This is a genomic window from Flavobacterium beibuense F44-8 (assembly GCF_000769915.1).
GTDB lineage: Bacteria > Bacteroidota > Bacteroidia > Flavobacteriales > Flavobacteriaceae > Flavobacterium > Flavobacterium beibuense.
In genome coordinates this window covers 224496-240786 of the sequence record NZ_JRLV01000005.1, presented here as the reverse complement: position 1 = coordinate 240786, position 16291 = coordinate 224496, and the positions used below count along the sequence as shown (strand labels likewise).

Sequence of the window (16291 nt, the reverse complement as noted above, 5' to 3'; positions counted from 1 at the left end):
ATGGGAGCAGCAGCAAGAGCAACAGATATGCATACCTGCCCAATGTCAGACGGGTCTAAACCTCACGTAGGCGGTCCTATACTGCCGGGAGGTAATACCACAGTACTTGTAAGCGGCATACCTGCTGCCGTAGTGGGTGACAATTGTGTATGTGCCGGAGCGCCCGATGCCCTTACAACGGGTTCTTCCAGTGTTTTTATTGCCGGTAAACCTGCCGTGAGAATGGGAGACCATACAGCTCATGGCGGTACGGTAACCATAGGCTGCCCTACTGTAATGATAGGCGGATAAAAAACCAGACAATCATGAAAAAGGATTCATTTTTAGGAACAGGATGGGGTTTCCCTCCTACCTTCAATAAACATAAGGCAACTGTAGAAACGGTAAGTGACGAACAGGACATTTACCAAAGTCTGCAAATACTGCTTACCACCCAGTTAAAAGAAAGGGTTATGCGATCTGACTACGGGTGTGACCTTTCGGCTATGCTCTACGAAAACATAACGGTAACCCTGCTTACCAAAATAAAGGGAATCATTGAAAATGCCATTGTGCTGTATGAACCCCGAATTGAACTTCTTGATACCGACTTCAAAACCGAAGGAACCAATAATGGTGTGGTATATATTGAAATTACCTATCGCATAAGGGCTACAAACTCCAGAAAGAACTATGTATTCCCTTACTACCTGGAAGAAGGAACTTTTGTAAAACAATAACAACAAAATGGGAAACTGCAACTCCATATTATCAATACACAGCGGAATGGGAACTACTCAGCCTAACAGGGTAAACCCTGCTTTAGATCCCGCTTACTTCCGTTTGGATGAAAGGAACGAACAGGACTTTATCCTTTTTGTTCAGAAGCTTTCGCAGTATGTAACGTTTTACAACGAGTTCAATATTGCCGAAGGTACCTGGGCCGAGTTTTTCGGCAGAGAATCCACTTCCATACTTATACTGATTGCCAACTGGAATATAGAGCTGTTACAAAGCTCTTTTGAAAACAAAAAGAATGAAATACTTATCAATACCGATAATGCTTCCCAAAAGGCAATATTACTGGAGTATTTTACCCAAATAGAAACACAGTTTAACGAACTAAAGGAAAAGGCAGCATTACTGGATGACAACATCCTTGAAAAGGAAGCACTTATTTCCTCTACTTATACCATAGCCGAAAGGTTTACCTATATCATTAGTATGGTAAACACCTCATCTGATATAGCCTCACTATTGAAAAGTTATGTATTCAACAAGGGTATACAGCAGCTTTTCGGGTTATTGCTATCCTGGAAAAACTTTACCAAAAAAGCGGTAGAAAACCAGTTAAGCAATTATCCTAACCACTCTCCTCATTATACTTTATTCCTGTCGTTTGTAAAACTGCTACAGGTAGCAAAAAATAAGTTTAATGATTTTACCAAAAGACACCTTGACTTTTACTATAAAAATGTACTGAAGGTTGAAAACCAAAAGGCTAAACCTGATTATGTGCACTTAGTAGTTCAACCTCATAACACCAAAGCATTCCTTATACCAAAGGGGACTGTTTTCCCGGCTGGAAAAAACGGCGCCGGACAGAAAAAATATTACAGTGCCACTCAGGATCAAACCATAAACGGTATAAAACTCAGTTCATTTTTAAGCAAACATTACAGTAACAACAGGTTTTATAAAACTACTCTAACCGATTTGAATGCCACAGGAAAAGGATTTGATGCCTTTACCACAAATGCCGAAGAAACAAGAGAAGGAATTATGATTGCCAGTCCGCTATTATTTCTTCAAAGCGGGGAGCGTTCCATCTATATTACCTTCAATGATAAGCAATACAATGCTACCGATTTCGATTTTTACATCACTGGAGAAAAAGAACTTATAGAACTGACCGTAAAAGAGAATGAAAAAGTAAACAATACCGATGCTGTACAAGCCATTAAATTAAGTATCCCTGCTGATGAAAAGGCAATTATCCCTTATGATGCCAAACTACATAAAGGTTTAGAAATCAATACATCTTTCCCGGTACTAAAAGTAGTTCCTAAAAGTACAGAGGTTATAAATATTGTAAGCAAAATAGATATTACAGTAAAGGTAGCCGGTTTCAAATCGTTTAAAATTGAATCGGACTTTGGTACAATCAATCCTGAAAAATCCTTTTATCCGTTTGGCGAGATCCCAAAAAGCGGTAACAGTTTTTATATCAGTTCTAACGAACTATTTATGAAAAAAAATGCCGAGGCTATATTCGGATCATTCTTCTTTAACTGGATATTTTATAATAAGGTTATTACCTATCAGCTATACAACGGTGCTTGGGTACAATTTTCGAACGAATACAATGAAATCAAAAACAACTATCCGTTAACAGATTACAGGTTTAACGAAATAGCCAGCAGTGATATAAAATCTAACGGTAAGTTTAGAATTCAGTTTAATGATAGCAACTACGCTAATGAAAAATACATGGAAGCATATATTGATGCCAATAAAAATGACGGCACACTTCCATACAAGCCTCAGTATAATGACTTTGGTTTCTGGTATAATGTAAGCGAATCCATAAACCTTACTACCAGAACAAACGAGGCGAATACTGTAGAGATATTCAAATCAACTCCGTTTGGATATGAAAAGTTCACTAAAGGACTGTTTAAATTCACAACTGCCAGTGCTCAGGAAGGATTTATGTATTTGGGGTTTGAAAATGCCGCTTATGAAGACGGACTAAACTTCCTTATTCAACTGGAAGAAGGTACGGCAAACCCAAGGCTGGAGCCTGCAACAATAAAATGGTCCTACCTTAGCAACAACCAGTGGCAGGATATAGAACCACAAAACATAGGAGACGAAACCCTTTCCCTAACTAAGTCGGGGCTTGTAAATATTACCGTTCCAAACTACAACAGTAATAATACGCTATTACCAAACAGTCTGTTTTGGTTGCGAATATCGGTTACCAATATACAGGCAGTTTGCCGCATTTTAGGCATCCATGTACAGGCGCTAAAAGCAGTACTTACCGATTATGAAAATACAGGCACTGAGTTTTTGGAACATACTCCGAAAGGAACGATCAGTAAAACTTACACAGCCATTAATCAGGTTAAAAAAATACTACAGCCGTATTCTTCTTTTGGTGGCAGAAAAGCTGAAGCAGACGAATCCCTTTACACAAGGATAAGCGAAAGGCTAAGACATAAAAACAGGGCGATAACCGTATGGGATTATGAGCACATAGTGTTACAGGAATTCCCCGAAGTATACAGGGTAAAAACACTAAACCATTACAGGTATGATACTCAAATATCTAACGTAGCTGCCGGCTATACTACGGTAATACCTGTGGCAAAATCACAAAACACCGAAAACATAAGCTGGAAACCCCTGCTTAGTCTTAATAAGATGCTTTTAATAAAAGAACATTTAAGTAAAAAAGCATCAGCGCATGCCCGTATTAATGTTAAGGCGCCAAAAACAGAAATGATTAAGGTTGAATTTAATGTAAAGTTTTGGAAAGTATCTGGTATGGATAGCAGGCTATACATCAGTCAGTTAAAAGAAACCATAAATAAGTATTTGAGTCCGTGGGCTTATGATGACCCCGAACTGAACTTTGCCAATGAGATTGAGTTTTCATCCATCATTCAACTGGTAGATAATCAGGAATTTGTAGACTACATAACCGATTTTAAAATTACACAATACCTACTGGACGAAAACAATCAGGTAACCGGCTCCCCTATCCAAAACCTTAACAGGATTACACCTCAAACCGATTTTACATTGTTTATCCCTAATGAATCACACCTCATAGAGGAAATAAAATAAAAAGCCATGCTGCAGGACTATTACATAGAGAAAGACAGAAAACTGAACCCTTCACAGGATTTTCAGTTCCTGCTACAGGAAGGATTAAAGCATATAGAAACACTTGGTCATAAATTATGGACCGACTACAATGCCCACGATCCCGGTATAACCATACTGGACGTACTTTGCTATGCTATTACCGAACTTGGTTACAGGGCTGATTTTGATATAAAAGACCTGCTTACCAATAAAAACGGGGTTATACAAAACAATACGTTTTTCAAAGCATCGGATATTTTTACCAATGCACCCCTAACCCAAGTTGATTACAGGAAACTGATTATTGATTTAGAAGGTATTGCTAATGCTTGGGTTATAGCCACACAAAAAACTACCGACGAATTTGGTTACAGGCTTCCTAACGATACCGAAGCCAAACTGTATATCAATAAAAGGGAAGATAAAATAAGTCTTAAAAATACTGATAATAAAAACAATACAATCCCTGAGCTGAAATTAAGAGGGTTGAATAAGGTTCGTATAGAACTGGAGGATGATCCTGTTCTGGGCGACCTTAACAGTCTGGTTTTGGAACATGCCTTTTGGAGTGAAGACCACTGGGTAAAACTTAAAATCGTTCCGCAGTTCACTAACTGGAATCATCCCAACACGGCAATGTTCAAAAAAATGGATAAGCCGTCTAAAATCACTATAGACAGCGTTAAAATTACAAATGGCATAGTGTATTTAGTAGTGAACAGGTACAGCAAACCTACAGACTCACTTCACTTCAGGATTTTCCCCGACGATTCCCGAGAGTTGGATATTGCCCTGAATTACTTTGGCAAAGAGAAAAACGTATGTGAGATAATAGCCTTACTTGCTACTAAAAAAGAAAAGATTGAAACCGTTACCGCCAGTGTGGCAAACAGCCTGCAACAAAACAGGAACCTGTGTGAAGACTACCTGTGTGTTGAGGTTATCCAAAAAACAGACATTGGTATTTGTGCCGATATTGATATTTTACCGGGCAGTGATGCCATAGAGGTAATGAGCAAGGTACAAATCGCTATTGATAATGTTATCAGTCCGAAAATAAACTTTTATACCCTGTCACAACTGGTAAACGAAGGATATCATTCGGAAGACATTTTCCTTGGGCCAAAGCTTATCCATGGTTTCCTTAAAGATGAGGAGATTGAAAAAGCAGTCCTTCCTGAAGAGATACATGCATCGGACATAATTGCTGCCCTAATGGAAGTTGACGGTGTTAAATCGGTTAAAAACCTAATGATGACTGCTTACAATGCATTAGGAAAGCCTATAGCTGCATCCAGCAATCAAAAATGGGTATTGCCATTACCCGGAGACATAAAACCTGTATTTAATGCCTCAAAATCAAAGCTGTTACTGTTTCTGCAGGGCATACCATTCCTGCTTACCGAAACACAACAAATGCTTACTGAACAAAAGGTTATAATGTACAAGTCGCAGTTTAGCCAGAGAAAACTGCAAAATATTAAAAATGATTTTGAGGCAGAAACAGGTAATTACTATCCGTTAAACGAGTACTACAGTATACAAAACGACTTCCCCGCCAATTATGGGCTGGGTAAAAATCCTGTTTCAGACAAGGCACCTGAGCTGCGCAAAGCACAGGTAAAACAATTAAAGGCCTACCTGTATTTCTACGAACAGCTACTTGCCGATTTTTTCAGTCAGCTCTACAATGCCAAAGATCTTTTTGATACCAACGGCGCTGCCAGAACCTACTTCCCTGCGTTTCTCGATAAGAATGATGCAGAAGGTGGTGATTTCTATTCTAAGGAAGTATACGGACAGGATTTAGAGTCTAAACTAACAAACGGACTTACCACTGACGATGTATCATTATACGAAAGTGAAAGTCTCTATTATACAAGGAGAAACAAGGTGCTGGATCATCTTATAGCCCGCTTTGCCGAAAGCTTTAACGATTATGTGTTTATGATGTATCGTGTAGCAAATGACACCCAGGGCATGGGCGGACTGGCTTTTGACTATGCCAACCTGATTACCGATAAGGAAAACTTTATAAATACTTATCCCGAAATAAGCAGTAAAAGAGGTCTCGGTATAGATTACCTTAATGCAAAAAGCAATACTATACCACCACAACTGAATGATTTTTGGAATACCCAACATCGTGGCGGGTATGAAAAACGAGTTGCCAGACTATTAGGTATAAATGAAATAGGACTACGTAATATAGTGACCGAAGATGCTCCGCAAACACAATGGACAATTGAAACCGAGGCAGAAGATTTCCTTTTCAAAATCGTTTCTCCGGCTACTAACCTACAGGAAAAATGGGAATGGTCACAACTGCATTTCCTTGACCAAAACCTATATAAAATAGACAATTACGGCAGTAAGTTTATGCTGTATCTGGTAGACGGCACTGCAAAAATAGCACGACTGGACAAAAAGTTTGATACCGAACAGCAAGCCTACGATCATCTGGAAAATATGATTGCTAAACTCAACATCTATTACGAGAACTTTTACTGTTTGGAACATATTTTACTAAGACCTTTTGACAACAAATTGTTTACCGATAGTGATTTGCTTTCGGTTTGCCTTAACGACGACTGCGACGACCCTGCCAATAACGACCCTTATTCGTTTAAAGTTACCATAATACTGCCGGGTTACCTGTCACGCTTTAAAAACCTTGTGTTTAGGGAATATGCCGAAAAAGTGTTCAGGCAGGAAGCACCCGCACATGTACTGCTTAAAATATGCTGGGTAGGTATAGAAGATATGCTTCTGTTCCAGCAACAGTACAGGGAATGGCTTGATGCCTTCCGTAAATACCGACTCCTGTTTTGCAGTAATCTGCTTACAACCACCGAAACCAAGAAATACCAAAAAGTATTAAACCAACTCATTTTGGCCTTAAAAGAGCTTAATACCATTTATCCTGAAGGTAACCTTTACGATTGTGAATTAAGCGAATCAAACAGGCCTCTTACTCTGGGAAAAACATCATTAGGAACTTTATAATAAAACATCATGGAAGCTTATAATACAACTATTTATCCGGTTTTTGAAGCCGATCAGGTTTTAAGCCAAAAAGACCTCAACCTGCTGGTGAGCCATCTTGAAGAGCAGGATCGCATAACCCGTAAAAACCTTATTGGGCTGGGTATAGTATGTGGCCTTGAAATTTCTTCTTCTAATGAAAATTCAGTGAAAATATCCTGCGGTACGGCAGTAACATCACTAGGTTTTCAAATCAACTGGAAGGAAAAGGAATTTACACATTACCATGATTACGAAATCTCCGAACAGTTTTTAAAACCAGATTACCTACAGGAACCTCATCTGGACAATATCTTTAAATATGCCTCGCAGTATGAGCCTGTTAAAAACTGTATGGAACTGGTAACATCGGCATCAGACGACAACACTAAAAAGCCTCTAACAAAAGACTTTTTAAGTGATAAAATAGTTGTACTCCTGCTGGAAGTTTCCCTAATAGATCAAAAAAACTGTGTAAACACCAATTGTGACGACAAAGGAAAACGTATGGAATTTAACGTGCGTCCGCTTATATATCCTATTAAAGACCTTAACACCGATGTTTTCCATGAGCATACGGTTATGGCAAAAGCTCCTAAGCTTACCTTCCCCCGATATAATGTTGATCCCTACATTAATATCACCACAGGAAATGATGTTTTAAAACAGTTCAATAAAGTATGTAGTGACAGTTTTGTTATCTCGGTTTCAGATGCTGTAAGTGTACTTTACAGCGATTTTAAAAATAACTATGGCAGCAATACTAATTTCCCTGTACTGCAAAACTGTAAAAACAAGATAAACGAGATTGTAAGCAATTACAAGTCAACCATAAACATTCAATACCTGTGGGACTGGATTTATGATATAACCGAAGCGTATAATGAAATCGCAGCCTTCAGGAAAATCAATCCGACAATATGTTGTGTAAACGAAGGGCTTTTCCCTTTTCATGTTGCACTGGGCAACGGTATTGAAACCGGAACACAATACAGAACTCCTTTCATAGCTACTTTTAACAAATCGCAGGAAGAACAAGCCAAGCTAAAACAACTGGAACTGCTGTTTGACCGACTTAATCATATTATCAACTCCTTTAGCGTTCCGGCAAACGGAAAGATAAAAGTAACTCCCTCGGTTTATGGGAAGGCTATGCTAAGCGAAAAGGCTATTCCGTATTATTATGGTAATGTACTTCAGCTTAATAAAAAATGGAGTCCGGAACTTACTGCAAATCAGGAAAACGATACTATACTTTCCTACCATTCTGATATTGCCGGATACAGCAATGCCAAACCCGTAAAACAGCCTTTGCTTTTTGATATTGAGCCTTATAACTTCTTCAGGATTGAAGGGCATTTGGGTATGAACTACAAAAGCGCTTTGAAAGATCTTACACTTATTAAAAACAGTAATAGCTTGCCTTTTAAAATTACCGCCCTAAATGCGGTTGATTTTGCAGATAAGGAAGTAGATATTATGAAGTTTGAAGGACGCTGGGACGATCTTGAAACCGATTACGACCTGGCTCGTAAAAGGCTTTACAATATAACCGAGTTTGTATTTAACTGGATGAATACCCGAAGAAACAAACTGATTAGCGAGAACATCCTATCTGGGCAAACCATTGATAATTTTAAGAATATATTACAGGAAATCAAAAATCTGCTCACAAACGATTTAAAGGAATTCCTGCCAAATTTCACCAGCTTCTACGAGATTTTCAAAGAGCTCAATAATGTATTCCTGCTACACAGGTGGTGTATACAGCTTAACAGAGAAACGCTTTCTGTACTGGCTGAAGATTTAATAGACAGGCTGGACGATATTAATGAGCTTTTCCTTGAAGATCCTTTTGCGGTAATCTATGAGGAAGCTTATGTAAGATGGCAAAATGTATACAAGGATTTATTCTTTTCAACTTTTATAAAAAAACACTCCGGACTTGAACATAAGGCGGGGGTAACAAAAGGCGGTACGTTTATTCTGGTTTATGTAGACTCCTCCATTTTTAAAGCGGCTGCTCCTCCCCCTTCTTATGCTAACCTGCTGGCTTCGGTAAAAGCCTATAAGGATAATATTGCAATAGCTGATGATATTAAAGTTGAGCTTGAAAAAAGTATAAAATTCAAGGATTATAAATCGCAAATCAAAACAAAACCTACCACAACAACTAATCCGTGTAAGGATGAAACCGATAATATTAAGGCTAACCTGATGGAAATAGCCAAATATAAACTGGATACCACTTACACTGCCGAGATGAGCGGGTTTATACTGGAAAACTTTAAAGACCTGTTACAATTTACCCCAACGGTTACCGGAGACAATCAAAACAACTCTCTGGAACAACTTGTTATTGCCGACTTCTTCCTGCCTTACACCTGCTGTAGTGACGGTAATACTATAGAGATAAAACTGGAAACGGCAGCTCCTCCAAAAATTGAAATGGAAACACCCGAGTATTGTAATAACGATATGGAAGGTGAATATGAGGTGTTTATTACAGGGAAATCAGGCGGGAATTTTATAGGCACGGCAAAAGATGCCATTGTACAACACAGCGACAGCTATTTCTTTACACCGGGGCATAACAGTGTACAAACTCCGCAAACGTATACCCTTCAATATGAAGTGGGCGGAGAAGTAAGCAACACACTTGAAATTACAATCCAAAGTCCGCAGGAACTGGCATGGAGTTTTAAACGTGACGCCAACAAGCCAAGTGTATTTATGTTTAAAAATACAAATGCCAATGATACCCACAGTTATGAGTTTGATTTTGGCGATGGCAGTGATACGATAATTGCAGACAACGGCACGGCTAACCACAACTTTGATTTCAGTAACAGTCAGGAATTCAATGTAACCATTACCCAACTGGGGGAAATATGCCGAAGCACACAAACCATTGTAGTAACAGCTGTTGGTGATTTTAATGCTAACGATTTCAACTCAAATGATTTTTATACTGATTAACAACAATCAAAAAACGACATAATTATGGAAACCGAATTAAAAGAAATACTGGAATTAATAGCCAACCTTAAAGATAACGGTAGCAATACTGCCGCACAGGTAAGGGAAGTACTTACTAAAATGACAAATTATAAAGCAGGTGGAGCTAATGGCTTTGAGGTAGCTACAGAAAATGTATTGACAAACGATATACAAAGTTATCACTACTCTTTTAAGGGAGTTGAAAACCAATGCTGTAATGCGTATTTAATGCTTAAAAACAATAGCGGTTCTGAAACAGCTGTTGGTGGTCGTTTTCAACTGGAAATCAGTGAGGAACAATACAACTTATTAAGAGCTTTTATTCCTGATGGGGACATAGATAAAATTGCGCTTTTCTATAGTATCCCTCTGTTTTCAGACATCAATAAGACGACATACAGAACAATTACTCTAAGTGTAATTAAGGAGGGAACATTTTACTTACTGGTTATCCGTACAAACCTTGCCCCAGGCGAAATGATAAGCACTTCAATAGCAGTAAACTTCAAAAAATTAACTGTTGATAATATAACAGGAATTAAAAAAGATAAAGTATACATAAAAGCTATGGATACTATTAGAACTAATGTTGTACGATAATGCATTTAATTAAACAAAATACTGTTGATGTTCAATGTGCATCGCGTTCATTCAGTAACGTGATGCATAACGAGCTTAGTGTGGTACTGGAAAGGCAGCTATACCCTAAACTGACTGTACTGCTGGATAAATATGCCGTTAAAAGCCACATTTGGAACATCGATTTACTGGAAATCAATATTCAGAACCTTTCCGAAAAAAACTGGAAAAACGAACTGGTAGAATATACCCTTTTCCAGATAGAGCAGTATTTAAAAGCCAATAAACCATTAATACACGAACAGGACAACAACAGTAACAGGTTTAATAATCTTTTATCAGATAACCAACATGCCGAAATGCTATTATACCAATTCCTTAAAACAGGTATGCTACCTGAAAACGGCGTAGCTAACAACCCTGAAAAACTTATACGAAAAATAAACGTTAACGACAGTTTTGTACAACAGCTTTCACAGTATTTTCAAAACGACCTTAATACGCTTATCCGCTGGATTTTTACCATGCCCGATGCCTTAAAGGAAAAAGTACTGACGACATCACTACTGTCAGGTTACTATCCTGAGGCAATTACAGATATTGTTACAGCTTATCCGGCAAAGGTATTTACAGGAAAAAACAAAGCTTCCATACAACAATGGATGCGCTTTTTACAATGGATTTATGTTTTACAGCAACAATCACTCAACAAAAAACAGTTTTATTTTGAAGAGTTGGTAAAGGCATCAAAAATACATTGGGATATTAGTTTTAATGAGCTTAAAGAATTTCTTTCTCAAACCACTACCCTGCTAAAGGCAGAAAAAAAAGGCTGCCCTGCACAGGTAAAAGCTTTTTTTAAAGGTCTTGAAAAAAGATTGTACAAAAGTCAATCGGTGCCTGTTTATAAAAACCAAACTGATACACAAAATATAACAGATAGTACTGAAAACCAGTCCATGTTTACAGATGGCGGTATAAACGCTGTTTTTATAAAAAATGCAGGGGCTGTTATACTACACCCTTTCCTTATTTCCCTCTTTGAGCAGCTTAATCTTTGCAATAACGGAAAATGGCACAAAAAACAAGATCAGCATAAAGCTATATTACTTGTTCAATATCTGGTAACAGGAAAAGAACAGTTTTTTGAAAATGAAATGCCGCTTAACAAAATACTATGCGGCATGCCTGTAAACAGTACTGTAAACACAAAACTAAAACTTACCAAAAAAGAAAAAGACAAATGTCACAGCCTGCTGGAAGCCGTAATTGAATACTGGAAACCGCTAAACGGATCATCTGTAGAGGCATTACAGCAAACCTTTTTACAACGTGACGGAAAAATAGATCTTAAAAACTCTGGCATTGAACTCTGGGTTGAAGAGAAAGGATATGATATACTACTGGAAAAACTTCCGTGGACCATTAATATGGTAAAAACTCCATTTATGGAAGACTTCCTTATTTGTAACTGGTATTAAACAGAATACTGATTGTTATGCATCAACAGCTTCAAAATAACGAACCTAAAGCCAAGGCAGCAAAATCCAATGCTCCGGTTTTTACACCTGTGGTACAGAAAAAATTGACCGTAGGTGCCGAAAATGACGCTTTTGAAACTGAAGCTGATGCTATGGCCGACAGGGTAATGCAAATGCAGAATACCTCACTGTACAGCTTTACACCTACACCTCCGGCAATACAAAAAAAATGTACTAAATGTGAGGAAGAAGAAAACAGGATACGAAAAAAATCACTCACTACAGCTTACACTTCCATACAACGTAAATGTTCTAAATGTGAAGAGGAAGAACAAAAAATACAGAAGAAATCACTTTCTGAAACCATAACTCCATTTGTTCAACGCTCAGGTAGCGGAAAAACAACATCAGTCGCTCCTTCTCATGTAGAGAGTAATATCCTTTCTTCAAAAGGTACAGGGAGTCCTATGGATACAAGTACTAAGAGCTTTATGGAAAATAGGTTTGAGGCTGATTTCTCTCAAGTACGTATCCATACCGATAGCCAGGCGGTACAAATGAGTCGCGAACTTAACGCACAGGCATTTACCGTAGGCAACGATATTTATTTCAATGAGGGTAAATACAACCCCAATACCCACTCAGGGAAACACCTGCTGGCGCACGAGCTTACCCATACCATACAACAGGGCGGCAGCAATTCAAAAAAAGTACAAAAAAAACCTGCTACAATCCAGAGGAATTTACTTGACAACATAGGTAATGGCATAAGCAGTGCTGCATCTACGGCGTGGGATTATACCGGTGGTGCAGCGATACGTTTTGGTGGTCAGGTTATAGAATGGGTAGAAGATCAGGCGGTAGACATTATTAACCGAATTGCCCCCGGATTACTTCCGTTTTTAAGAGGCAACATTTGGGAGAACATAAGGGACATGATAGGCAGGGGTATTGATGCTCTTACCGGAGGTTTATTTACCCGGCTTCAGGAAGAAGGGCTAGACGGGGTACTATCTTCCTTTATCGACGGAATTGTACTGAGCCTACAGGGACAGGTTGAAGAAGCCTGCCATAGTTTTGCCATACTTGCCGATAAGATTTTTAACTTCCTGAAAAGCATTGGCGGGGCAGCATTAGCAAGGTTAAGAGCAGTTTTTAACAAGGTAAGCGGTTTCTTTAGTTCGTTATGGACTAACTATGGGAAACCTGCCATAGATGCTATTAAGCATTATGCAAGAGCCACTTGGGACTGGATTGTTGATAAGGCTAAATGGGTATGGAATCTTATAAAACCTATTATAAACGGACTTAAAAAAGCCTGGGACTGGATAAAAAAACAATTCAATATTGCCTGGAGCAGTGCAACATCTGCCTGGGACTGGCTCGTTGAAAAAGCAACCGAGGCATGGAACTGGATTAAGGAAGCGATTGAGCCTATAAAAACTCCGTTAATGATTATTGGGGGTATTATACTTATGCTCTCCCCTGTTGGTCCGTTTTTACTGATAGGTGCAGCAGCTTATGGTATTTACAGGGCTGTGGTATGGATTAAGGAAAACTGGAATAACGAGGTTTTTGTAAAATTTAGAGAAACCATACGGGAAACAATTTTAAATCCTATACAAAGCGGACTCCAACTACTTAAAGGACTGGTAAACAATGCTGTACAATGGTTAAGCAGCCAGTTTGAACGATTACAGGCTGCCTTTGGTTCACTGGTTAGCGCTGTAGCAAGATCAACCATATTCAGGGCATTACGTGCTGCGGTAGCAAGGGTAACATCTGTTATAAGGCGCGTAGGTAACATGGTGGTTACAAAATGTAAGCAAATTGGAACTGCTATTGCCGGTGTAGTACAAAGTGTATGGCAGGTTATAAAGCCTTATGCTATAATTGTAGCTAAACTAATATTCCTGGCACTAAACCCATGGTTACTGCCTATTGTCATAGCCGCATGGTTTTGGAGACTACTGCCAGACTGCTTTAAACCACCTATCATCAATTTTGTATTAAAGGTAATGATAGCTGTACTGGGAGCCATGCCAAACTTTGCCATGTTTGGTGATACATGGGTACAGGTAAAAACATCTATAATACAGTTTTTACAGCAAATACTGGGAAAATCAGATGAGGAAAAAGTAATTGCAGCTAACAGGGTAGCAAAAATGGTATCTGAACTCGACCTGAGTTTGCTTAGTAATCAGGTAGCTGCCGCAATGGGAGCACCTGCCGAATTTGAAGGTCAGATGGAAGAAGAACTGGTTGGATCAAACCTTACCATACCATTGCCTTTTGAAAAAAGCGATTTTAGTGAACCTTCATTAATGTCGCAGTTAAAAGCATCAGGACTGCAAGACAGTATTAGTCATGAAGATGCAGCTTTATTTGGGCGCTCTGTTTATACTGATGAAGATATCGATGTTGACTCGGTTGGCGAATTTGAACCATCAAACGAACTACAGGAAACTATATTAAGAAGAACCGGTGGTGACGGCACTATTGAATTTGGTCAGTCGGAAGACAGTTCAAGAACCGTACACGGTATATTATCTGAAATGGTTACAGCCCCTACAGATGGTTTAGAAAATGAAAATGGTGAAAACGGCAGTTCATCTTCTTTAGCCGTATCAGAACCTTTAAGTCATGAGGAAGAAACCGAATTGCGACTTCAGGAAATGATGGCTCAAAGCAATGAGCAAATGGCGTCTTTAGCCTGTAACCCTCCTCAGGAATCTCAAGGAGAACAGGGACCACAAACAGAAGCTTCATCTTATCCTGAAGAGGCTAAGTTTGGTCCGTTAACCCGTAATCAGAGATTTAGGTATACTATTAACCAAATGAGGTCGGGCTTAGGTTTTTGGTGGCGCTGCAATAAAAGCTGGCTTATACCTACCATAATAGGTAGTTTAATAGTACTTGTACTTGCCGAAATATTAACGGGTGGAGCAATAACAGCCGCACTCCCTGCCATTTTTGGAGCACTTGCCCCAATAATGATTGGAGTGGCGGTAATAAGAGCCGGTGTTTATTTGGGTGAATATGTTTATAAATCGATTAACGGAGATATTCCCGGTGCCAGTAAATCGTTAGCAAGAGCTTTTGCTGTAGCCGCTGTTGAGGCCATATTTGCATTACTGGGTAGTTCGGCTTTATGGCGAGGTATAGCAAAAGGAATTGGCGCTACAGCCAGGCTTGCAGGAAGGGGTGCAAGAGCTATAGGACGCGGGGTAAGAGCCGTAGGCAGAGGTGTACGTTCTGTATACCGAGGCACAGGTAGAGCTATCTCTTCTGCAGGAAGATTTAGCATGAGAGCATTAAGAGGAATTGCAGGCGGTAGTAAAACCCTATTAAGAACCTCAAAAGCTATAGTACAAAGAGGAAAACTAATACTACAGGGTATAAAAGGCAAAATAGGTAAAGGAATAAAAACGCTTGATGACTTGGCCGAAAGATTATTTGCCCGAGTGCGCTTTAGAGGATTCAGGATTATAATAAGAAACGGATGGTACAGGCTTGAAGGTTATATAAATCCGTGGGAGCTGTTAATGTCGGGCAAAGTAGTTAAAATTGACGATCTCCCTGAAGGGCAACCATTAGGGCCGCAAGGTAACCGCCTTATTATAGGCTCGAGAGCTGAAGGTTCTAACCTTACCCGATACCTTGAACAAAACGCCTTAAAAGGTGGCAGAGCTCTGGATGAAAACAGGGAACTATATGAGCTTATAATGAGCAAAGGCATTAAAGGTTCTTCCAAAATATATGATGAAGTAGTACAAAACTTTATAAGATATTCAGATCAGGTTACCGAACTGAGAAGAATGGGAATGAGCCTTGAAAACATAGAAAAAATAGTTCAAAATGTTTTACAGTACCGCAATGCTGCCGATTTAAAGAGTACTATTACATATCTTAAAAGGATACAAAGGTTTAATATTGATACCTACTCAAGATTAGTTTCTGAACTCACACACCCTTTCCAAAATAAATTTGCGGGAGGAGAATTTTTACTCAAGTTCCTTGGAGGACAGTCAAACGAATTTATTGCCGGGATAAAAGGATTTGAAATTGTAAAAACCGGACGAAGGGTTGATATGGCTCTAATTAACGGACTTGAATATGAGTTTAAAAACTGGGGTAACTTTAGTAATGTAGCCGGATTAGCAAAACAAATGCAAAACGATTTTAGAGCCGGTGCCGGTCTTATAAACTCCAGATATGTAATTTCAAACCGTGCCGGTAGCACAGCAGACCTGATTAGTAATATATCTGCACAAATAACTAAAACTTTTTCCAATCCGGTCGAGGCACAATTAGCTATACAACAATTAAATTCAGTAATTTTAAGATACTGA

General features: G+C 38.9%; 8 protein-coding genes. All 8 read left to right on the top strand.

Annotated elements, in window-relative coordinates:
* From Q763_RS06035 to Q763_RS17395, 8 genes are read left to right on the top strand one after another with little or no spacing between them, the layout of a single operon-like run.
* A complete protein-coding gene (locus Q763_RS06035; RefSeq protein WP_035132169.1) occupies positions 1-291 on the top strand; it encodes a PAAR domain-containing protein in 291 nt (96 codons plus the stop codon).
* 14 nt (positions 292-305) lie between these two features.
* Positions 306-719: a GPW/gp25 family protein gene (locus Q763_RS06030; RefSeq protein ID WP_035132167.1), complete on the top strand. Its 414-nt coding sequence runs from the start codon at positions 306-308 to the stop codon at positions 717-719.
* Between the two features lie 7 nt (positions 720-726).
* Positions 727-3834: a baseplate J/gp47 family protein gene (locus tag Q763_RS06025; protein ID WP_035132165.1), complete on the top strand. Its 3108-nt coding sequence runs from the start codon at positions 727-729 to the stop codon at positions 3832-3834.
* 6 nt (positions 3835-3840) lie between these two features.
* The gene (locus Q763_RS06020) at positions 3841-6861 is read left to right on the top strand and encodes a hypothetical protein (protein ID WP_035132163.1); all 3021 of its coding nucleotides are present in this window, start codon (positions 3841-3843) and stop codon (positions 6859-6861) included.
* Between the two features lie 9 nt (positions 6862-6870).
* Positions 6871-9858, top strand: a complete 2988-nt coding sequence (locus Q763_RS06015) for a hypothetical protein (protein ID WP_035132161.1) — start codon at positions 6871-6873, stop codon at positions 9856-9858.
* Between the two features lie 24 nt (positions 9859-9882).
* Positions 9883-10479 carry a hypothetical protein gene (locus Q763_RS06010; protein ID WP_035132159.1) on the top strand — a complete coding sequence of 199 codons (597 nt, stop codon included), beginning with the start codon at positions 9883-9885 and terminating at the stop codon, positions 10477-10479.
* On the top strand, positions 10479-11939 hold the full coding sequence (locus tag Q763_RS17400) for a contractile injection system tape measure protein (RefSeq protein WP_052123252.1): 1461 nt from the start codon (positions 10479-10481) through the stop codon (positions 11937-11939). The genes Q763_RS06010 and Q763_RS17400 overlap by 1 nt, the downstream gene beginning before the upstream one ends.
* Before the next feature lie 17 nt (positions 11940-11956).
* A complete protein-coding gene (locus tag Q763_RS17395) occupies positions 11957-16291 on the top strand; it encodes an eCIS core domain-containing protein (protein WP_052123250.1) in 4335 nt (1444 codons plus the stop codon).